Annotated in this window: 17 protein-coding genes; 6 read left to right on the top strand and 11 right to left on the bottom strand. The window is 62.5% G+C overall.

What is annotated here, in order from left to right; all coding sequences use genetic code 11:
• The first annotated feature begins 190 nt into the window (after positions 1-190).
• Positions 191-1,846 carry an MFS transporter gene (locus tag IF189_RS17200; protein WP_134826297.1) on the top strand — a complete coding sequence of 552 codons (1,656 nt, stop codon included), beginning with the start codon at positions 191-193 and terminating at the stop codon, positions 1,844-1,846.
• The gene (locus IF189_RS17195; RefSeq protein WP_085711521.1) at positions 1,843-2,985 is read left to right on the top strand and encodes an HlyD family secretion protein; all 1,143 of its coding nucleotides are present in this window, start codon (positions 1,843-1,845) and stop codon (positions 2,983-2,985) included. Before IF189_RS17200 ends, IF189_RS17195 begins: the two co-directional genes overlap by 4 nt.
• A gap of 2 nt (positions 2,986-2,987) precedes the next feature.
• On the opposite strand, the gene copD is transcribed toward IF189_RS17195, so the two are convergent.
• Genes copD through IF189_RS17180 form a run of 3 tightly spaced genes read right to left on the bottom strand, consistent with a single transcriptional unit; the run spans position 2,988 to position 4,693 of the window.
• Entirely contained in the window at positions 2,988-3,845 is an 858-nt protein-coding gene (gene copD, locus IF189_RS17190) for a copper homeostasis membrane protein CopD (RefSeq protein ID WP_192551980.1), read from the bottom strand.
• A 3-nt stretch (positions 3,846-3,848) separates the two neighbouring features.
• Positions 3,849-4,211, bottom strand: a complete 363-nt coding sequence (copC, locus tag IF189_RS17185; protein WP_085711519.1) for a copper homeostasis periplasmic binding protein CopC — start codon at positions 4,209-4,211, stop codon at positions 3,849-3,851.
• A gap of 47 nt (positions 4,212-4,258) precedes the next feature.
• Positions 4,259-4,693: a GNAT family N-acetyltransferase gene (locus IF189_RS17180; RefSeq protein ID WP_134826299.1), complete on the bottom strand. Its 435-nt coding sequence runs from the start codon at positions 4,691-4,693 to the stop codon at positions 4,259-4,261.
• Between the two features lie 147 nt (positions 4,694-4,840).
• Between IF189_RS17180 and IF189_RS17175 the strand changes: the two genes are divergently transcribed.
• Entirely contained in the window at positions 4,841-5,461 is a 621-nt protein-coding gene (locus IF189_RS17175; protein WP_007952885.1) for a TetR/AcrR family transcriptional regulator, read from the top strand.
• A 54-nt stretch (positions 5,462-5,515) separates the two neighbouring features.
• Here the strand turns inward: IF189_RS17175 and preA are convergent, their stop codons facing one another.
• The 3 genes from preA to hydA all read right to left on the bottom strand — a co-directional run bounded on the left by preA (position 5,516) and on the right by hydA (position 9,766).
• Positions 5,516-6,790, bottom strand: coding sequence for an NAD-dependent dihydropyrimidine dehydrogenase subunit PreA (preA, locus tag IF189_RS17170; protein WP_192551979.1), 1,275 nt, complete (start codon positions 6,788-6,790; stop codon positions 5,516-5,518).
• Positions 6,791-8,158, bottom strand: coding sequence for an NAD(P)-dependent oxidoreductase (locus tag IF189_RS17165; RefSeq protein ID WP_134826301.1), 1,368 nt, complete (start codon positions 8,156-8,158; stop codon positions 6,791-6,793). It lies immediately after the preceding gene.
• A gap of 168 nt (positions 8,159-8,326) precedes the next feature.
• Entirely contained in the window at positions 8,327-9,766 is a 1,440-nt protein-coding gene (hydA, locus tag IF189_RS17160) for a dihydropyrimidinase (protein WP_134826302.1), read from the bottom strand.
• Positions 9,767-10,388: 622 nt separating this feature from the next.
• Here hydA and IF189_RS17155 point away from each other — a divergent pair.
• The 3 genes from IF189_RS17155 (at position 10,389) to IF189_RS17145 (ending at position 14,307) form a co-directional block, all read left to right on the top strand.
• Entirely contained in the window at positions 10,389-11,873 is a 1,485-nt protein-coding gene (locus IF189_RS17155; RefSeq protein ID WP_192551978.1) for an NCS1 family nucleobase:cation symporter-1, read from the top strand.
• Between the two features lie 158 nt (positions 11,874-12,031).
• Positions 12,032-13,315: a Zn-dependent hydrolase gene (locus IF189_RS17150; protein ID WP_192551977.1), complete on the top strand. Its 1,284-nt coding sequence runs from the start codon at positions 12,032-12,034 to the stop codon at positions 13,313-13,315.
• 71 nt (positions 13,316-13,386) lie between these two features.
• A complete protein-coding gene (locus tag IF189_RS17145) occupies positions 13,387-14,307 on the top strand; it encodes a DHH family phosphoesterase (protein WP_192553593.1) in 921 nt (306 codons plus the stop codon).
• 5 nt (positions 14,308-14,312) lie between these two features.
• On the opposite strand, the gene IF189_RS17140 is transcribed toward IF189_RS17145, so the two are convergent.
• The 5 genes from IF189_RS17140 to IF189_RS17120 all read right to left on the bottom strand — a co-directional run bounded on the left by IF189_RS17140 (position 14,313) and on the right by IF189_RS17120 (position 19,196).
• Positions 14,313-14,522 (bottom strand): hypothetical protein, encoded by a 210-nt coding sequence (locus tag IF189_RS17140; protein WP_134826306.1) that lies wholly within the window; start codon positions 14,520-14,522, stop codon positions 14,313-14,315.
• A 150-nt stretch (positions 14,523-14,672) separates the two neighbouring features.
• Positions 14,673-16,061 carry an amidohydrolase family protein gene (locus IF189_RS17135; RefSeq protein WP_192551976.1) on the bottom strand — a complete coding sequence of 463 codons (1,389 nt, stop codon included), beginning with the start codon at positions 16,059-16,061 and terminating at the stop codon, positions 14,673-14,675.
• Between the two features lie 12 nt (positions 16,062-16,073).
• Positions 16,074-17,429: a nucleobase:cation symporter-2 family protein gene (locus tag IF189_RS17130; RefSeq protein ID WP_134826308.1), complete on the bottom strand. Its 1,356-nt coding sequence runs from the start codon at positions 17,427-17,429 to the stop codon at positions 16,074-16,076.
• 91 nt (positions 17,430-17,520) lie between these two features.
• Complete coding sequence (locus tag IF189_RS17125; protein ID WP_192551975.1) at positions 17,521-18,576, bottom strand: CobW family GTP-binding protein; 1,056 nt, start codon at positions 18,574-18,576, stop codon at positions 17,521-17,523.
• Entirely contained in the window at positions 18,573-19,196 is a 624-nt protein-coding gene (locus tag IF189_RS17120; protein WP_192553592.1) for a UbiX family flavin prenyltransferase, read from the bottom strand. The genes IF189_RS17125 and IF189_RS17120 overlap by 4 nt, the downstream gene beginning before the upstream one ends.
• Positions 19,197-19,204 lie beyond the last annotated feature (8 nt).

The following is a 19,204-nucleotide window of genomic DNA, read 5'->3' as shown; positions in this document are numbered from 1 at the left end:
CACCTTGCAGGTTGAGAAGTACGGCAAGGTTGGCATCCGCTACGCTTGGGAAAAATCCGCTGCGGGCGAGATGACCTTTAAACAAAATTTACGAATCCACCACTGACTTGTGGGAGCAAGCGCCCACAGGGATATGTGTTTGGCTGCCGTTTTGCGGCACACTCAAGCCATCACCGTACAAGGCCTCTCCATGGATCGATACGCCCCGCGCAACTGGCAGCCTCACGAGAAGCCCAGTCTGCCCGGATCTCCCTCGACACCGCTGCACTCCAACCCCAAGCGCCTGGCCTATGCGCTGGTCGGGTTGCTGGTGGCGTTGACCGGCGGGTTGGGCAATTCGCTGGTGGTCGCCAACCTGCCTTATCTGCAAGGCGCGCTCGGGGCGACCACGGCGGAGATGGCCTGGCTGCCGGCGGCGTATGTGATGACCAACGTGTCGATGAACCTGCTGCTGGTGAAGTTTCGCCAGCAGTTCGGCTTGCGGGCGTTCACCGAGGTGTTTCTGGTGCTGTATGCGCTGGTGACATTCGGCCATTTGTTCGTCAATGACCTGAATTCGGCGGTCGCCGTGCGTGCCGCCCACGGCATGGTCGGCGCGGCGCTGAGTTCGCTGGGCCTGTATTACATGGTGCAGGCGTTTCCGGCCAAATGGCGGATGAAAGCGTTGGTGCTGGGGCTGGGCACCTCGCAATTGGCCTTGCCGCTGGCGCGGTTGTTTTCCGAAGACCTGCTGCAGATCGCCGAATGGCGCGGCTTGTATCTGTTCGAGCTGGGCATGGCGCTGCTGTCGCTGGGTTGCGTGTTGATGCTCAAGCTGCCGCCGGGTGACCGCTTCAAGACTTTCGAGCCCCTCGACTTCCTGACTTTCGCCATCCTCGCCACCGGAGTGGCGCTGTTGTGTGCGGTGCTGTCCCTGGGCCGGATTGACTGGTGGCTCGAAGCACAATGGATCGGCATTGCCCTCGCCGCGTCGATTGCCCTGATCCTCGCGGGGCTGGCCATCGAACACAACCGCAGCAACCCGATGCTGATGACCCGCTGGCTCGGCAGCGGAGTGATGATCCGTCTGGCGCTGGCGGTGATCCTGATTCGCATGGTGACCTCGGAGCAATCCACCGGCGCTGTCGGCTTCATGCAAAACCTGAACATGAGCAGCCAGCAGTTGCACAGCCTGTATGTGGTGATGCTGATCGGCAGCGTCGCCGGGCTGCTGACCAGTGCGCTGACCATCGACCCGAAACACCTGCTGATGCCGCTGATCGTCTCGCTGGCGTTGATGGCCACCGGTTCGATCATCGACAGTTCCTCGAACAACCTGACCCGTCCGGAAAACCTGTATTTCAGCCAGTTCCTGCTGGCCTTCGGCAGCACCTTTTTCCTCGGGCCGACCATGGTCCTTGGCACCCGCAACGTGCTGACCAATCCACGCAATCTGGTGAGCTTTTCCGTGCTGTTCGGGATCTGCAACAACCTCGGCGGTCTGATCGGCGCGGCGTTGCTGGGGACGTTTCAGATCGTGCGCGAGAAATTCCATTCCAGCCATATCGTCGAGCAGCTGGTGCTGTCCGACCCGTTGGTGGCCGCTCGGGTGCAGAGTGGCGGTTCGGCGGTCGGCTCCCTGATAGCGGACCCGAGCCTGCGCAACCTGCAAGGCATTCGCAGCCTCGCCAACGCCGCCACCCGCGAGGCCAACGTGCTGGCCTATAACGATGTGTTCATGCTGATCGCGGTGATCGCGATCCTCACCATGATCTGGATCTCCATCCGTGCGCTATGGCTGATCAGCACCACCAAAGCCGTCGCCCCGACACCTTCCGTACCTTCCAGCGGTGCCACTTCTTCATGACCGAACCGACCACCACGACCACCAATGCCATTGCCGCCACGCCCGAGGGCGAGGCGCCGCCGTCATCGCCGAACACCGAGCCGCGTTCGTTGCGGGTGCGGATCATCTCGTCGCTGGGCTTTGCCGCGATTGCCATCGTCGGCGTGCTGATCGTGCTGTATGCGTGGCAGTTGCCGCCGTTCAGCAGTGCAGTCGAGACTACCGAAAACGCTTTGGTGCGCGGGCAGGTGACGATCATCGGTCCGCAGCTCAGCGGTTATGTCTATGAAGTCCCGGTGCAGGATTTTCAGTTTGTGAAGGCCGGGGATCTGCTGGTGCGTCTCGATGACCGGATTTATCAGCAGCGTCTGGATCAGTCGCTGGCGCAACTGGCGGTGCAGAAAGCTTCACTGGCCAACGTGGTGCAGCAACGCAACAGCGCCGAGGCGACCATCAAGTTGCGGCAGGCGGTGGTAGCCGACAGCGAGGCGCAGTTGCGCAAAAGCGAGGCGGACCTGCGCCGCAACACCGCGCTGGTCAATGACGGCTCGGTGTCCAAGCGCGAGATGGACGTGGCGCTGGCCGCCAACGCGCAAAGCATTGCATCGGTGGCCCAGGCCAAGGCCAATCTGGAAATCGCCCGGCAGGATCTGCAAACGGTGATCGTCAATCGCGGTTCGCTGGAAGCCGCAGTGGCCAGTGCCGAGGCGGCGGTGCAACTGGCGCGGATCGATCTGTCCAACACCCGGATCATCGCCCCGCGTGACGGCCAGCTCGGGCAGATCGGCGTGCGCCTCGGCGCCTACGTCAATTCCGGGGCACAACTGATGGCGCTGGTCCCGGACCAGAAGTGGGTGATCGCCAACATGAAAGAGACCCAGATGGATAACGTGCGGGTCGGGCAACCGGTGAGCTTCACCGTCGATGCGCTGAACCACCGCAAATTCACCGGCCACGTTCAGCACATCTCGCCCGGCACCGGTTCGGAGTTCGCGTTATTGCAGGCCGACAACGCCACCGGCAACTTCGTGAAGATCGCCCAGCGGGTGCCGGTGCGGGTGACCATCGATCCGGACCAACAGGAAATCGAGCGCTTGCGGCCGGGGATGTCGGTGGTGGTCAGCATCGATACGGCAAAGGGTGATACTCAGAAACACTGACGTCAGGCGGCGATCATCGGCGGCAGGGTGCCAAGCACGGAAACCGCCGCCACCGCGCCGATTCCCAGCAGCCACTCCAGCATTACGCTGCGTTTAAGGGTGTCGACGCGCTGTTCGCAATCACGGATGCGCAAGCGATTGAACAGCGCCAGCCCCAGCATCCCGAGCACCAGCAGGGCCTTGATCAGCAGGATCAGGGCGAATCCCGAAAACAGCGGCGTCGGCCACCATTGGCCGGTGAGGACGCGCACGTTGATCAGCCCGGTGATCAGCAGACCGGCAACCAGCACGTAGCCGACCCCGCTGAAGCGCTGCAAGACGTAGCGCACCGTTTCGCCGGACTGGCGCAGGATCATCACCAGCATCAGCAAACCGCCGAGCCAGGCGCCGACGCAGGTCAGGTGGATGACCTGATTGAGGATCAGCATCTGGCCGCTGATTCCGTCGAGCATCGCCCCGTGGCCGACCGGCGCGAGGGTCATCAGCAGCAATGCACTCAGGCCCAGCCGCAAGGGCTGGTTCGAACGCCAGGGTGTAAACAGCAACGCCAGCAACAGGGCATTGATCAGCAGATGCCAGCGCCATACCTGACCGAAAAACGTATGGCCCAGCACCAGCTCGACGGTGTCCGGGTCGAACGCCGCAGCCGCCGAACCGGCCATGCTCGCGGTGATCAGCAACGCCCAGGCAACGCCGCTGGCCAGCGCAATCGCCGTCAACCAACGAGCCAGCCGCGCCAGCTGCCGATCCAGCACCGGCGCTTCACCCTTGAGCAGCAGCGGCCGGAACAGCCAGGCCCCGAACAGCATCAACACCACGATGAAATGCAGGAACCGGCAGAGCACCAGCGCGTCGCTCATGAATTACTGGCCAACCTTGAACTGATAGGCGCCTTCGCTCTTATGCGTATCGACCGACACTGCGTGCCATTCGACCTTGTATTGGCCAGCGGTCAACGGCGCTTCGGGGGTGACGATCAGGGTTTTCTTGTCGCCTTCGGTGGTCAGCGGCTTGATCTTCACCGGCGCGCCGTCGTGGGTCACGGTGACTTTGGTGAAGCTGGCTTCGACGCCTTCGGAAAACACCAGGCGCAGATCCGCAGGGGCGGCGACGGTGCTGTCGGCGGCCGGGGTTTCACTTTTCAGGTGAGCATGGGCAAACGCCTGGGAGGTGACGACCAGCGAAGCCAGCAGGGCGCCGGCGGTGAACAGTTTTTTCATCGACATGGGCAGTGTCCTTTCAGTGAAATGGCGGACTGAGTATAGAGCGAGGATCACAGGCTTTTCAGGCGCATGTGCACAACCGGAAAGGGCCGGCCTTCACCGTCGAGTTCCGAGCGGCCGATGTCCTCGAAACCGTAGTGCAGATAGAAGCCGTGGGCCTGGGGATTCTGTTCGTTGACGTCGACCTTCAGCAACGGGCGGCGGACATGGTCGAGCAAGCGTCGACCAATGCCCTGGCCACGCCGGGCCGGGTCGATGAACAGCATCTGCACGGTGTCGTCGTCGGTGGCGATGAAGCCCGCCGGGGAACGGTCGGGGTTCTCGAAGACCCAGACCTCCAGCGCGGGCAGGTAGGCGTCACGGACCAGCGGGAACAGTCGGTGAATGTCGTCTTCCGGAAGAAAATCGTGGGTGGCGCGGACGGAACGTTCCCACAGGTCGGCAAGTTGCTGATCGTCCGCGGCAATACGTTGGCGAATGGTCATGGACAAGATCCTTCAGTGTCTGACAGGGAGAAGGGGGGCGATCCTAAACCAGAAAAAAGCCCAAGTGTGTGAAGAATCGTTCTCGCCTGTCGCCCCTTGCCCAGAGCGGATGCTAGTCTTCAACAACGTTGTCTTCAGGGAGCCCTCATGGGCAATCACAAGATCGAAATTCGCCGCACCAACGTCGACAAGATCCTGCTGGCGGCGGAAAAAGTGTTCGCCGAAAAAGGCTTCGGCGGCACCGCGATGGCCGACATCGCCGCCGAAGTGCAGCTGCCGCGCTCCAATCTGCATTACTACTTCTCAACCAAGAGCGAGCTGTACAGCGCCGTGCTGTTCGACCTGCTGGAAGTGTGGAAGCAGGACGCGCTGTGCTTCGAGATGTTCGACGATCCGCGGGTGGTGCTCAGCAGCTACATCCGCGCCAAGATGAATCACTCGCGTAGCCGGCCCTACGGCTCGAAAGTCTGGGCCAACGAAATCATCCACGGCGCCCCGACCCTGGGCGAGGCGCTGGATGTCAGCCTGTACGACTGGGCGAAGATGAAGGAAGCGAAGATCCGTCAGTGGGTGGAGGACAAACGGATTCTGCCGGTGGAACCGTCGAGTTTGCTGTACATGATCTGGGCGTCGACCCAGCACTATGCCGACTTTGATCATCAGGTGAATATTTTGAATGAGCATCAGCCGCTGTCGGACATGCAGTTCGAGCGGGCGGTGCAGACGGTGACGAGTGTGATTTTGCGGGGGATCGGATTAGAACCGTAACTGATCGTTCCCACGCGGAGCGTGGGAACGATCTTTCAGCGTGGGAACGATCATTCAGGCACTGACGTGATACGGATTCCTCGGATCATGATTCCAGTCCAGAAACGGCTTGCCCGTTTCCATCGGCACCATCTCGATACAGTCCGCCACCGGACAGGTGATCTGACACAAATTGCACCCCACGCACTCGTCATCGATCACTTCATATTTGTGCGTGCCATCGGCCTGTTTCAGGCTGCTGATCGCCTGGTGTGAAGTGTCCTCGCAGGCGATGTGGCAACGCCCGCAACCGATGCACGCTTCCTGGTCGATCTTCGCAATCACCTGATAGTTGATGTCCAGGTACTTCCAGTCCGTGGTGTTGCCCACCGCCCGCCCGGAAAACTCGCCGATGCTGGCGTAACCCTGACTGTCCATCCACCGCGACAAGCCGTCCTTCATTTCCTCGACAATCCGGAAGCCGTGGAGCATCGCCGCCGTGCACACCTGCACCGCGCCGCTGCCCAGGGCGATGAACTCCGCCGCGTCGCGCCAACTGCCGATGCCGCCGATTCCGCAAATCGGCAGGCCCTGGGTCTGCGGATCACGGGCGATTTCCGCGACCATATTCAGCGCGATCGGCTTGACCGCCGAGCCGCAATAACCGCCGTGAGTGCTTTTGCTGCCGACGGTGGGCAGGGCGACCATGTGTTCGAGGTCGACGCTGGTGATCGAGTTGATGGTGTTGATCAGCGACACCGCATCAGCACCACCCCGATGCGCGGCGCGGGCGGCGACGCGGATGTCGGTGATGTTCGGCGTCAACTTGACGATCACCGGCAGCGAGCAATAAGTCTTGCACCAGCGCGTGACCTGCTCGACGTACTCCGGCACCTGACCGACCGCCGCCCCCATGCCGCGTTCGGGCATGCCGTGGGGGCAGCCGAAGTTCAGCTCGATGCCATCGGCGCCGGTGGCTTCCACCAGCGGCAGGATGTGTTTCCACGACTCTTCTACGCAGGGCACCATCAGCGACACGATCAGCGCGCGGTCCGGCCAGTCCTTTTTCACCTGGGTGATTTCCCGCAGGTTGATCTCCAGCGAGCGGTCGGTGATCAGTTCGATATTGTTGATGCCCAACACTTCGCGGTTGTTGCCGTAATGCGCCGAGTAGCGAGAGGACACGTTGACCGCTGCCGGGTCTTCCCCCAGGGTTTTCCAGACCACACCGCCCCAGCCGGCCTCGAAGGCGCGCACCACGTTGTAGGCTTTGTCGGTCGGTGGCGCGGAGGCCAGCCAGAACGGGTTGGGGGCTTTGATTCCGGCGAAGACAATCGAAAGATCGGCCATTTACGCAGCCTCCACGTTGAGCATCAGTTGAGCGTTGATCGCCTCGGCGGCGCGCTTGCCGTGTTGCACCGCTTGCACGGTCAGGTCCTGATCGAGGCTGGTGCAGTCGCCGCCGGCATACACGCCGGGGATGCTGGTACGCAGGTTTTCATCGACCTGAATCCGTTCACCCTGACGCTTCAATTCGCGGGCCAGCGGGTCGGCGAGGGCGCTGGCGTCGAAGGCCTGGCCGATGGCTTTGAAGATTGCATCGGCGGCCAGTTCGAAGGTCTCGCCCGTGGTTTGCAGGCGACCCTCCACCAGATGCGTGCGGGCGAAGCGCATGCCGCGCACCTTGCCTTGAGCGTCGAGCAGCACTTCGTCCGGTTGCGCCCAGGTCAGCAGCCGCACCTGATTGGCCTTGGCGATGTCCTGTTCGTGGCCGGTGGCGCCCATGTCCGCCGCGCCACGGCGATACACCAGGTTGACGTCGCGGGCGCCGAGGCGGGCCATTTGCACGGCCATGTCGATGGCGGTGTTGCCGGCGCCGAGGACGATGCAGTGCTCGGCCAGCGGCAGTTGCGACAGGTCATCGGCCTGGCGCAGTTCACGGATGTAGTCGGTGGCGGCGAGCAGGCCGGGCGCGTCTTCGTGGGCCAGGCCAAGTTGTTTGCTCGCATTGAGGCCGAGGCCGAGGAACACCGCGTCGAACTGTTGATGCAGTTCGCTGAGGGTCAGATTTTCACCGAGCTTCTGCCCGTGGCGGATTTCGATGCCGCCGATTTGCAGGAGGAAATCCAGTTCCTTCTGTGCGTAGTCATCCACCAGTTTGTACTTGGCGATCCCGTATTCGTTGAGCCCGCCAGCCTTTTCCCGTGCCTCGAAAATCACCACGTCATGGCCGTGCATCGCACTGCGATGGGCGCAGGACAGACCCGCCGGACCGGCACCGACCACGGCAATACGTTTGCCGGTGGCGGCGGCGCGCTGGAACGGGTGCTCGGTGAAGTGCGCGTTGTCCACGGCGTAGCGTTGCAGCAGGCCGATCAGCACTGGCGCGCATTCGTGGGCGTTGTTGCGCACGCAGGCTTGCTGGCAAAGGATTTCGGTCGGGCAGACCCGGGCGCAACTGCCGCCGAGGATGTTCGCCGAAAGGATCTTCTGCGCCGCACCGGGCACGTTGTCCTGATGGATGTTGCGGATGAACGACGGAATGTCGATCTCGCTCGGGCACGCGTTCACGCACGGAGCGTCGTAGCAATACAGGCAGCGCGAGGCTTCCAGGTGCGCCTGACGGTCGTTGAGCGGCGGCGCCAGATCGGTGAAATGGCCGGCGAGGGCGGCCGCACTTTCGTGCGGGTGCGGGAGATGGTTCAGGGTCTCGATCACGGTTTTTTGCCTCACGGTTATTTGAGGTTTTCTGCCTCTGTCGGGCAGTGGTTCTTTTGTGTTGTCTGAACTGGCCTTATCGCTGGCAAGCCCGCTCCCACAGGAGCTTATGAACACCCTGGATTCCTGTGTGAGCTGGCTTGCCAGCGATGAGGCCGAAGGCCGCTTTCAGCGTTTCACAGCAGTCGGCTTATGCAACTCAGCCCGCTTGCTCAGCAAATCAAACACCGCCGGATACGCCGGCCGTTCGATATACCGGCCCGCCCCGCGCTCGGCGCGCAGGTCGCCGTCGGCCCAGACCACTTTCCCCTGGCTGACGGTATGGCTCGGCACACCGCGCACGGTCTTGCCTTCGAAGATGTTGAAGTCCACCTGCTGATGGTGGGTCTTGGCGGAGATGGTGCGGGTGCCTTGCGGGTCCCACAGCACCAGGTCGGCATCGGCGCCGACGCGGATCGCGCCCTTGCGCGGGTAGAGGTTGAAGATCTTGGCGGTGTGGGTGGAGGTGAGGGCGACGAAGTCCTGCATCGACAACCGCCCGGTGTTCACCCCTTCATCCCACAACACCGCCATGCGGTCTTCGATGCCGGCGGTGCCGTTGGGGATCTTGCTGAAATCGTCGCGGCCGGCGGCTTTCTGCTCGGCGCAGAAGCAGCAATGGTCGGTGGCGGTGGTGTGCAGATTGCCGCTCTGCAGACCATGCCACAGTGCCTCTTGATGCCCGCGCGGACGGAACGGCGGGCTCATCACGTAGCCGGCGGCGGTCTGCCAGTCCGGGTGCTGGTAGACGCTGTCGTCCAGCAGCAGATGCCCGGCCAGCACTTCACCGTAGACCGGTTGGCCCTTGCTGCGGGCGTAGGTGATTTCGTCGAGGGCTTCCTTGGTCGAGACGTGCACCAGGTACAGCGGCGTGCCGATGGTTTCGGCAATGCGGATCGCCCGGCTCGCGGCTTCGCCTTCGACCTGCGAGGGCCGGGACAGCGGATGCGCTTCCGGCCCGGTGATGCCCTGAGCCATCAGCTTGCGTTGCAGGTGATAGACCAGCTCGCCGTTTTCCGCGTGGACGGTCGGCACCGCGCCGAGTTCCAGGCAGCGCTCGAAGCTTGCCACCAGCGTGTCGTCGGCGGCCATGATCGCGTTCTTGTAGGCCATGAAATGCTTGAAGCTGTTGATCCCGTGATGACTGACCAGTTCGGCCATTTCCTCGCGGACCTGCTCGCTCCACCAGGTGATCGCGACGTGGAAGCCGTAGTCCGACGCCGACTTCTCCGCCCAGCCGCGCCACTGGTGAAAGGCTTCGAGCAGCGACTGCTGCGGATTGGGAATCACGAAATCGATGATCGAGGTGGTGCCGCCGGCCAGGCCTGCGGCGGTGCCGCTGTAGAAGTCTTCGCTGGCCACGGTGCCCATGAACGGGAGTTGCATGTGTGTGTGCGGATCGATGCCGCCGGGCATCAGGTACTGGCCGCTGCCGTCGAGCACTTCGGCGCCGGCGGGAACATCCAGGTTTTCACCAATGGCTTTGATCACGCCGTCAGCGCAATAGACATCGGCGCGGTAACTTTCATCATGGGTAACAACGGTGGCGCCACGGATCAACAGAGACATTCCGAGTTCCTCGCAGGCATGACCGACTTGTGCCGGTTCTAGTGTTTTATTGTTTGCAGCGCCAAATGTGTAATCTTGTCAGCGCTGTCAGGAATAGACGCTAGTCGCAGTTCTGCAATTGATCAAGATTATTTTTTATAAGCTTATGACTGATTTAAATGGCTGATAAATAACGATAAAAATCATAAATCACCAAAATGGTGAGGCGCTTCCCCATTTTGACGCACTTGACAGGTTGGAAATATGAGCAAGATTTCCTATGTGAAATCAGCCGCTTGAAGTTGAGCTGCGGCTGATCGCCCACGATGAAAAAAAGTGCGGTGCACCAGATTGAGTCCTGACAGTTCGGACAACTTGCCTGGCATTTAGCCTGAGTGTTCAGTCAAGTTTTCGCGGCCTCACAAGGTGAATAATTAAAACTGATAAACATCAGTTGGTTACGCAAAGTTGAAAGCACGGCCCGATGCGCAAGCGGGGCACCCGGCACGTTTATTGATGCCGCCGCTGACACCATGGCCGGTGCATGAAAGTTGTCAGTTCCTCCGGCCATCGTTCGGCTCGCACCCGCGTGTGCAGCCGCCTGATGAGCAAAAAAATAATCAGAAGAAACAGTGGAGCGGCCATGCAACAGAACAGATCGCAAGTGACCGAGCGCGACGGCTTGTTCGAACTCGAAGCCGGCAGCGACGTCCTCGACAGTCCCCGTTACAACCACGACATGGCACCGACCAAGGTGCGCGAACGAACCTGGAACAAATGGCACATCACCGCCCTGTGGGTCGGCATGTCGATCTGCGTGCCGACCTACACCCTGGGCGGCGTGCTCACCGCGTATTTCGGTTTGACTGTCGGCGAGGCGCTGCTGGCGATTCTGTTCGCCAACATCATCGTCCTCATCCCGCTGACGCTGAATGCGTTTCCCGGCACCAAATACGGCATCCCGTTTCCGGTACTGCTGCGCTCGTCCTTCGGGATTCTCGGCTCCAACGTGCCGTGCCTGATCCGGGCGCTGGTGGCCTGCGGCTGGTTCGGCATCCAGACCATGTTCGGCGGGCTGGCGATCCACCTGTTTCTTGGCTCGATCTTCGAGGGCTGGAAAACCCTTGGCGGCACGGGGGAGGTGATCGGTTTCATGATCTTCTGGACGCTGAACCTGTGGGTGGTGATCCGTGGCGCCGAGTCGATCAAATGGCTGGAAACCCTGTCGGCGCCGCTGTTGGTGGCGGTCGGCATCGGGCTGCTGGTGTGGGCCATGCCGAATGTGTCGATGACTGAACTGCTGGCGATTCCGCCGAAGCGTCCCGAGGGCGCAAGCGTGGTTAGTTACTTCGCTGCCGGGCTGACGGCGATGGTCGGCTTCTGGGCCACGCTGTCGCTGAACATTCCCGACTTCAGCCGTTATGCCCGCAGCCAGAAAGATCAGATCCTCGGACAGATTTTCGGCCTGCCGCTGACCATGTTCCTGTTCGCCGCACTGGGCGTGGTGATGACCGCCGCGTCGGTGAAACTGGTGGGCGTCAGCGTCTCCGATCCGGTGACGTTGATAGGCCACATCCAGAGCCCGGTGTGGGTCGCGGTAGCCATGGCGTTGATCATCATCGCCACGCTGTCGACCAACACCGCCGCCAACATCGTTTCGCCGACCAACGACTTCCAGAACATTGCGCCCAAGGTCATCAACCGCACCAAGGCAGTGATTCTCACCGGGTTCGTCGGCCTGGCGCTGATGGGCCATGAGTTGCTGAAAAAGCTCGGCTGGATCGTCTCCGATGTCAGCCTGGAAACCGTGTATTCGAACTGGCTGCTGGGCTATTCCAGCCTGCTCGGGCCGATTGCCGGGATCATGGTGGTGGACTATTTCCTGATCAAGAAACAACAACTGGACCTGGCCGGCCTGTACCGCGACGACGTGTACCCGGCGTGGAACTGGTCCGGGTTCATCGCCTTCGGCGTGCCGGTGGTGCTGACCCTGCTGTCGCTGGGTAGCAGCGCGTTCAGCTGGTTCTACAGCTACGGCTGGTTCACCGGCTCGGCGTTGGGCGGGTTGATCTATTACGGGTTGTGCGCGATGCGGGCACAGCCTTCTGTCGTGAAATCACCGGTGTAGAGGAGGGCCTCATCGCGAGCAAGCTCGCTCCCACAGGTTTTCCGGTGGACACAGCATTTGTGTACGACTGCATTCCCTGTGGGAGCTGGCTTGCCAGCGATGGTGGCCAGACAGTCACCGCAGCAATATCCATAAGAAAACTGCCTGAGGAGATCCCCATGAACGCAGCCGTAGACGTTCTGCAATCGACCCATCAGCACATCAACCGCGACCGCTTGTGGGCGTCGCTCATGGAATTGGCCAAACTCGGCGCCACGGTCAAGGGCGGGGTCTGTCGCCTGGCCCTGACCGACCTCGACCGCCAGGCCCGCGATATTTTCGTGCAGTGGTGCAAAGACGCCGGCTGCAGCGTCACGGTCGATGAAGTCGGCAACATCTTCGCCCGCCGCCCCGGGCGCAACCCGAACCTGCCCCCGGTGATGACCGGCAGCCACATCGACACCCAGCCCACCGGCGGCAAGTTCGACGGCTGCTTCGGTGTGCTGGCCGGGGTCGAGGTGCTGCGCACCCTCAACGACCTGGGCGTGGAAACCGAGGCGCCGCTGGAAGTGGTGGTCTGGACCAACGAAGAAGGCTCGCGCTTCGCCCCGTGCATGATGGGTTCCGGCGTGTTCGCGGAAAAATTCACCCTCGAAGAAACCCTGGCCAAGGTCGATGCCGACGGCGTAACCGTTGGCGAAGCGCTGAACGCCATCGGCTACGCCGGGCCGCGCAAGGTCAGCGGGCACAAGGTCGGCGCCTATTTCGAGGCACACATCGAACAGGGGCCAATCCTGGAGGACGAACAGAAAACCATCGGTGTGGTACTTGGCGCTCTGGGGCAGAAGTGGTTCGACCTGAAACTGCGCGGCGTCGAAGCCCACGCCGGCCCGACCCCGATGCACCTGCGCAAGGACGCATTGGTGGGCGCCTCGGTGATCGTCGGCGCAGTCAATCGCGCCGCCCTCGGACACCAACCCCACGCCTGCGGCACGGTCGGATGCCTGCAAGCCTATCCGGGTTCGCGCAACGTCATTCCCGGTGAGGTGCGCATGACCCTCGACTTCCGGCATCTGGAACCGGCACGCCTCGACTCGATGATCGCGGAGGTCAAGCAAGTCATCGAAACCACCTGCGAAGAACACGGCCTGACCTACGAGCTGACCCCCACCGCCGACTTCCCGCCGCTGTACTTCGAAAAAGGCTGTGTCGAAGCGGTGCGCGGCGCCGCCAAAGGTCTGGGCCTGTCGCACATGGACATCGTCAGCGGCGCCGGCCACGACGCAATTTTCCTCGCCGAACTCGGCCCGGCCGGGATGATCTTCGTGCCGTGCGAGGGCGGCATCAGCCACAACGAAATCGAAAACGCCGCGCCGGACGATCTGGCAGCCGGGTGTGCGGTGTTGCTGCGGGCGATGCTGGCGGCGTCTGCGGCGGTGGCGGGTGGGCAACGCGCTGCCTGACTTCAAACTGTCATCTGTTCGTGCGACGTTGCCGCCCCGGAAAAGGAAGCCAGGGACGCGCAATGTCGCCTATCAAAATCATTACTTCAGGCTCGGCGTATCTGGACATCGACGCTTGTGCCTGCTGCATCGCCTACGCCGAACTGCTCAACCTGCAAGGCATTCCCGCCCGCGCCGTCAGCAGCGCAAAACCCAATGCCAGCGTTTCGAACACCGTGCTCGGCTGGGGCGCCGTTCTGGACGATTACCGTCCGACCTCCGACGATGAGTTCGTGCTGGTCGATGTCTCCGATTACCACCACTTCGACCCGATGGTCGCACTCGACCGGGTGGTGGAAGTCATCGACCATCATCCGGGCTTTGAAGACCATTGGGCGCAGAAGCTCGGATCTGCTGCCGATATCCGCCCGATCGGCGCGGCGGCGACTCAGATTTTCCAGCGCTGGAAAGCCGCAGGTTTGCTGCCGCGCATCAGCGAACAAAGCGCCGCGCTGCTGGCCACCGCGATTCTGGACAACACGCTGAATTTCACCGGGCAGATGACCACGGCGGCGGATGTCGACGCCTACGCCGAACTCGCGCCACACGGGAAACTCACGGCGGACTGGCCCGAGCAGTACTTCCTCGAATGTCAGGCGGCTATCGAATCAGACATGTCTGCTGCATTGGCCGCCGATCTCAAACGCATGAAACCCGAGAGCCGGTTGCCCGAGGTTTTTGCGCAGATGACCGTGTGGGACGCCGATGCATTGATCGAGAAGTATCGCAGCGAGATTTGCCGCTGGATGGGCGGGCAGGGCGATGACTGGTTGTTGAACGTCATCAGCATCAGCCAACGCAAAAGTTGTTTGCTGGCCGAACCCGTGGTCAGCCAGCAGAAGTTGAGTCGTTTGCTGCCGATGGAATGGCAAGCTGGGTTGGCGATTCTGAAGCCCTCGATCCTGCGCAAAGAGCTATTGAAACTGGGGCTGAGCGTGAACCCGGACGGGTGAAGTGATTACCCGGGATTGTCGGTTTTACTCGCCGCGCCTTTACGCCGTTCAACGCCATTCGGGTTGCCAACGTCCAGCAATCGTCTTTCCACCATTACATTTTCAAGCGCCTGACGCTCGGCCGGCGCCATCTCGTGCTCGCGCCTTTTCAGCTCCAGCAGGATGGGGCTGGACCAAGTGCGATAGGTCTGTTCGATGAGGCGGTTGGATGTCATCAGTCTCTCCTTGATCAAGAGCCCGGTGTAGCTGGCAGGGGCTCAATCCGATGAGGTACTAACGTTAGTCGACAAAACGGGAAGGCGCTAATGCCGCCGGTGGAAGCCGATGAGACGAATCGTCGCACCGCCGCTCCCACCGGAGATGCATCAATCGTCGATCTTCATCATCGCCTGCACACCCTCCCAGGCCTCGGCCCGCATCCGCTCGATATCCAGCCCCGGAATCACCCCGTTATCGACCACGATCCGCCCACCCACCAGGCTGTATTTCACGGCAATCGGCTCACCCGCGACGACCGGTGCGACGGCGCTGTCGTGGAAGCCGTAGAAGCGTGGATGGTCGAGGCTGTAGATCACCAGGTCCGCTGCCTGGCCGACTTCCAGTGTGCCGACCGCGCCGAGGCCTAGCACTTGCGCGCCGCCGGCGGTGCCCCAGTGGATGACGTCTTCGGCGGTGGTGGCCGAGGCGCCCTGTTCGGCGCGGTGGATCAGCCACGCGGTGTTGGCTTCGCCGACCATGCTTCCGGATTCGTTGGAGGCCACACCGTCGACGCCGAGGGAGATCGGCACGCCCGCTTCGTACATCTGCGGGATCGGCGCGACGCCGCTGCCCAGCCGGGCGTTGCTCACCGGGCAGTGGGAGACGCCGGTGCCGGTCTGGGCGAGCATGCGGATTTCCCCCGGTTGCAGGTGCACGGCGTGGGCGAACCAGACGTCCGGACCGAGCCATTCGTGTTCGGCGACGAATTCCACGGGCAGGCAGTTGTACTTGTCGCGGCAGAAATTCACGTAGTTCTGGGTTTCCGACAGGTGCGTGTGCAGGCGCAATCCCATGCCTCGGGCGATGTGCGCCAGTTCGCGCAATAGCGTCGGCGGCAGCGAGAAGGTCGGTGTGGTCGGTGCCACGACCACCCGGCGTAACGCGTCCGGGGTGTCCTGGTGATAGCGCGATTTCAGCCGTTCGAGATCGCCGACCATTTGTTCCAGGGACTCCGGTTGCAGCGCGGTTTTCGAGAAACCCGGATGCGCGCTCGCCGACTCCAGCGCACCGCCTCGGCACAGCACGAAACGCAGGCCGAATTCCTCGGCGAGGTCGAACAGCAGGTCGCCGGTCTCGGTGCTGCCGTGGGCGTGGTAGAGGTAGTGGTGATCGGCGCAGGTGGTGACGCCGGACAGCAGCAGTTCGACCATCCCCAGTCGTGCGGCGATCCGCGCCAGTTGCGGGGTGAAGCGGTTCAGGCGCGGGTAGGGCACGCTGGCCAGCCAGCCTTGCAGGTCCTGATTCAAGCCTTCGGGCACGGCTTTGAGCAGGTTCTGGAACAGGTGATGGTGGGTGTTGATCCAGCCCGGATAGACCACCGAATTGCGCGCGTCGATCACTCGCTCACCGGGTTGCGGCTCAAGGTTGGCGGCCATTTCGGTGATGCGGCCGTTGACCACGCGGATGTCCACGGCGCCGGCCCGGGCACGGGGGCCGCGCAGGCCGGTCATCACCGCCACGGGATTTTTGATCAGGATGTTTTGAAGTCGAGTCATGGGCAGCTCCAGTCAGAGGATGTGCGAGGCGGATTTGCCGGGTGTGGTTTCTGGCACGCTGACGCCGTTGAGCGCCGCGTTGAGCAGCACCGACACCAGGCAGGCGATGACCACGCTGCTGTGCAGGAACGGCTGTGACCACTCGGGCAATTGTTTGAACAGGGTCGGGGCGAGCACCGGCACCAGGGCGGCGGCGATGGTGAAACCGACGATCAGCACGTTGTAGCGGTTGCGCTCGTAGTCGACTTTGGCCAGGGTCTGGATGCCGGCCGCCGCGACCACGCCGAACATGGCGATGCCGGCACCGCCCAGCGCAGCGGTCGGCATCGAGGCGATGATCGCCCCGGCCTTCGGTACCAAGGCAATCGAGCACATCAGCAGACCGCTGATCGCCACCACCCAGCGGCTGCGTACGCCGGTCAGGATCACCAGCCCGACGTTTTCCATGAAGGCAATGAACGGGAACGCGGCGAACATCCCGGCGATGGTGCTGGCCAGGCCGTTGGCGCGCAGGCCGTTGATCACCTGTTTGTCGTCCACCGGTTTGTCGACGATATCGCCGATGGCCACGAACAGGCCCATGGACTCGACCATCTGCACGATCATTACCACCACCATGGTGGCGATGGGGATCAGGCTGAAGGTCGGCAAACCGAAATAGAACGGGTAGGGCACGGTCAGCCACGGCGCGTCCTGCACGCTGTGAAAGTTACCCATGCCCAGAGCGTAAGCCAGACCGGCGCCCACCAGCATGCCCACCAGTACCGCCATGTTGCGCAGCAACGGGCTGCCATAACGGTTGACCAGCAGAATGGTCAGCAGCACCAGCACCGCCACGGCAAGAAACGCCGGGGCGCCGAAATTGCTCGCGTTGCGCCCGCCGCCGACCCACTCGTAGGCAATCGGGAACAGCTGCAGACCGATCACCGTGACGATGCAACCGGTCACCACCGGCGGAAAGAATCGTCGCAAGCGGCCCACGAACGGCGCCATCAGCAGGGTGAAAATCCCCGCGCCGATCACCGCCCCGCAGACCCCGGCGAAACCCACCTCCGGGTTGCTGCCGATGGCAATCACCGGCCCGACGCTGCTGAACGCCACGCCCTGCAGAATCGGCAGGCGCACGCCAAACTTCCAGAAACCGACGGTCTGCAACAGCGTGGCGATGCCGGAGCAGAACAGGGTGGTGCTGATCAGCACCACCGTGTCGGCGTGGGACATCTTCAGGGCACTGGCGACAATCAACGGCACGGCGATGGCGCCGATGTACGAGACGGCCATGTGCTGCAGGCCGAGGGTGAGCATCTGTCGCACCGGCAGGACGCGGTCGACGGGGTGGACGGTGGAGGAGGAACTGGCTGACGACATGGGGAATCACCTCTAGCTGTTGTTATTCGGTACAGAGGGGTATTCGTTCTGTGTGCCCGGAACCGCCATCCACCGGCTCCGATGCCGGGTTTCAGCCGGCCAGGCAGGCGGCGAAGCCCTGGTTCAGCGCCGCCCGATCCAGGTCGCGGCCGATGAACACGATCTTGCTCGAGCGCGGCTCGCTGCCCCACGCGGTCGAGGCGCGAAATTCCACCAGGCTGTGCACGCCTTGCAGCACGTAGCGCTGGTCTTCGTTGGCCACCGCCAGCACGCCTTTCATGCGGTACAGGTTGTCGGCCTGAGCACTGCGCAACTCGCTGATCCAGCGGTGGAAGGCCATCAGGTTGACGGCGCCGTCCACGGCGATGCCCACCGAGGACACGCTCGGGTCGTGCTCGTGATCGGGTTCTTCAGCGTGATGGTCATGGTCGTGGTGATCGTGATCGTGATCGTGCTGATCCGCGCCGATTTCCATCAGCTTCTGCGTGCATTCGAAGGCGCCGATGCCGAGGATTTTCGACAGGTCGATCTGCGCATGGGTCGAGGTCACCAGATCCGCCGTGGCGTTCAATCCCCGAATCTTGCCGCGCAGGGTTTCCACCTCTTCAGCACTGACCAGATCGACCTTGTTGATAACGATGCGATCGGCGCAGACGATCTGATCCACGGCCTGATTGTCGACGCCGTCCAGTTGCAGGTCTTCCAGGTGCTGGGCGATGTGCTTGGCATCGACCATGGTCACGATGGCGTCGAGTTCGACTTCCTCGGCAATCGGGTCGTTGATGAAAAAGCTCTGGGCCACCGGGTACGGGTCGGCCAGGCCGCTGGTCTCGATCAGAATGTGGTCGAGCCGCACCGGACGCGCCACCAGTTCACGGACGATGCGCACCAGATCCTCGCGGACTTCGGCGGTGCAGCAGACGCAGCCGTTGACCATTTCGTAGATCTCTTCGGTCTCGGAGCTGAGCACCAGATCGCCGTCGATGCCGACCTCGCCGAACTCGTTTTCGATCACCGCGATCTTGCGGCCATGGTTCTCCTTGAGGATGTAGTTGAGCAGGGTGGTTTTGCCGGCACCGAGGAACCCGGTGAGGATGGTGACCGGGATTTTGGTGTTCGGGGTCGGGGCGTTGAAGGGGGTGTTCATGTGAGGCTCCTTGGTATTGATAGACCGGTGCACGATGAAGGGGAGTGAGGCTGGATTTGGTCGGTGGCCGGGGCTTCACCCCAGCGCAGTGCGGTGCCGGCATCGAGGCCGAACAGGTCGAGGACGCGGCCGAGGCTGTGGTCGACCATTTGCGCCAGGCTGTCGGGGCGGGCGTAGAAGGCCGGCACCGGCGGGGCGATGATCCCGCCCATCTCGGTGACGGCGGTCATGTTGCGCAGGTGGGCGAGGGTCAGCGGCGTTTCGCGGGCCATCAGCACCAGGGTGCGACGCTCCTTGAGGGTGACGTCGGCGGTGCGGCCGATCAGCCCCGATGAGGTGCCGGTGGCGATCTCCGCCAGGGTGCGCATCGAGCACGGCGCTACCACCATGCCCAGGCAGCGGAACGAACCGCTGGCGATCCCGGCGGCGACGTCGTCGGCGCGGTGATAATGGCTGGCGAGGGCGGTGACGTCGGCCAGTTTGTAGTCGGTTTCGTGGGCCATGGTCAGCAGCGCGGCGCGGCTGATGATCAGGTGGCTTTCGATATTCAACTCGGCCAGCAACTCCAGCAGGCGCACGCCGTAGATGAACCCGGACGCGCCGCTGATGCCGACCACCATCCGCTGGC

The organism is Pseudomonas sp. IzPS59 (genome assembly GCF_014863505.1).
Classification (GTDB): domain Bacteria; phylum Pseudomonadota; class Gammaproteobacteria; order Pseudomonadales; family Pseudomonadaceae; genus Aquipseudomonas; species Aquipseudomonas kribbensis.
Note: the sequence above shows the minus strand (reverse complement) of the source record. Positions and strands in the feature narration are given on the sequence as shown.

What these genes read in the sequence shown, in the direction of transcription:
- IF189_RS17200 (WP_134826297.1), top strand. Translation starts at nt 191, where the DNA reads ATGGATCGATACGCCCCGCGCAACTGGCAGCCTCACGAGAAGCCCAGT.
- IF189_RS17195 (WP_085711521.1), top strand. Translation starts at nt 1,843, where the DNA reads ATGACCGAACCGACCACCACGACCACCAATGCCATTGCCGCCACGCCC.
- copD (WP_192551980.1), bottom strand. Translation starts at nt 3,845, where the DNA reads ATGAGCGACGCGCTGGTGCTCTGCCGGTTCCTGCATTTCATCGTGGTG.
- copC (WP_085711519.1), bottom strand. Translation starts at nt 4,211, where the DNA reads ATGTCGATGAAAAAACTGTTCACCGCCGGCGCCCTGCTGGCTTCGCTG.
- IF189_RS17180 (WP_134826299.1), bottom strand. Translation starts at nt 4,693, where the DNA reads ATGACCATTCGCCAACGTATTGCCGCGGACGATCAGCAACTTGCCGAC.
- IF189_RS17175 (WP_007952885.1), top strand. Translation starts at nt 4,841, where the DNA reads ATGGGCAATCACAAGATCGAAATTCGCCGCACCAACGTCGACAAGATC.
- preA (WP_192551979.1), bottom strand. Translation starts at nt 6,790, where the DNA reads ATGGCCGATCTTTCGATTGTCTTCGCCGGAATCAAAGCCCCCAACCCG.
- hydA (WP_134826302.1), bottom strand. Translation starts at nt 9,766, where the DNA reads ATGTCTCTGTTGATCCGTGGCGCCACCGTTGTTACCCATGATGAAAGT.
- IF189_RS17155 (WP_192551978.1), top strand. Translation starts at nt 10,389, where the DNA reads ATGCAACAGAACAGATCGCAAGTGACCGAGCGCGACGGCTTGTTCGAA.
- IF189_RS17150 (WP_192551977.1), top strand. Translation starts at nt 12,032, where the DNA reads ATGAACGCAGCCGTAGACGTTCTGCAATCGACCCATCAGCACATCAAC.
- IF189_RS17140 (WP_134826306.1), bottom strand. Translation starts at nt 14,522, where the DNA reads ATGACATCCAACCGCCTCATCGAACAGACCTATCGCACTTGGTCCAGC.
- IF189_RS17135 (WP_192551976.1), bottom strand. Translation starts at nt 16,061, where the DNA reads ATGACTCGACTTCAAAACATCCTGATCAAAAATCCCGTGGCGGTGATG.
- IF189_RS17130 (WP_134826308.1), bottom strand. Translation starts at nt 17,429, where the DNA reads ATGTCGTCAGCCAGTTCCTCCTCCACCGTCCACCCCGTCGACCGCGTC.
- IF189_RS17125 (WP_192551975.1), bottom strand. Translation starts at nt 18,576, where the DNA reads ATGAACACCCCCTTCAACGCCCCGACCCCGAACACCAAAATCCCGGTC.
- IF189_RS17120 (WP_192553592.1), bottom strand. Translation starts at nt 19,196, where the DNA reads ATGGTGGTCGGCATCAGCGGCGCGTCCGGGTTCATCTACGGCGTGCGC.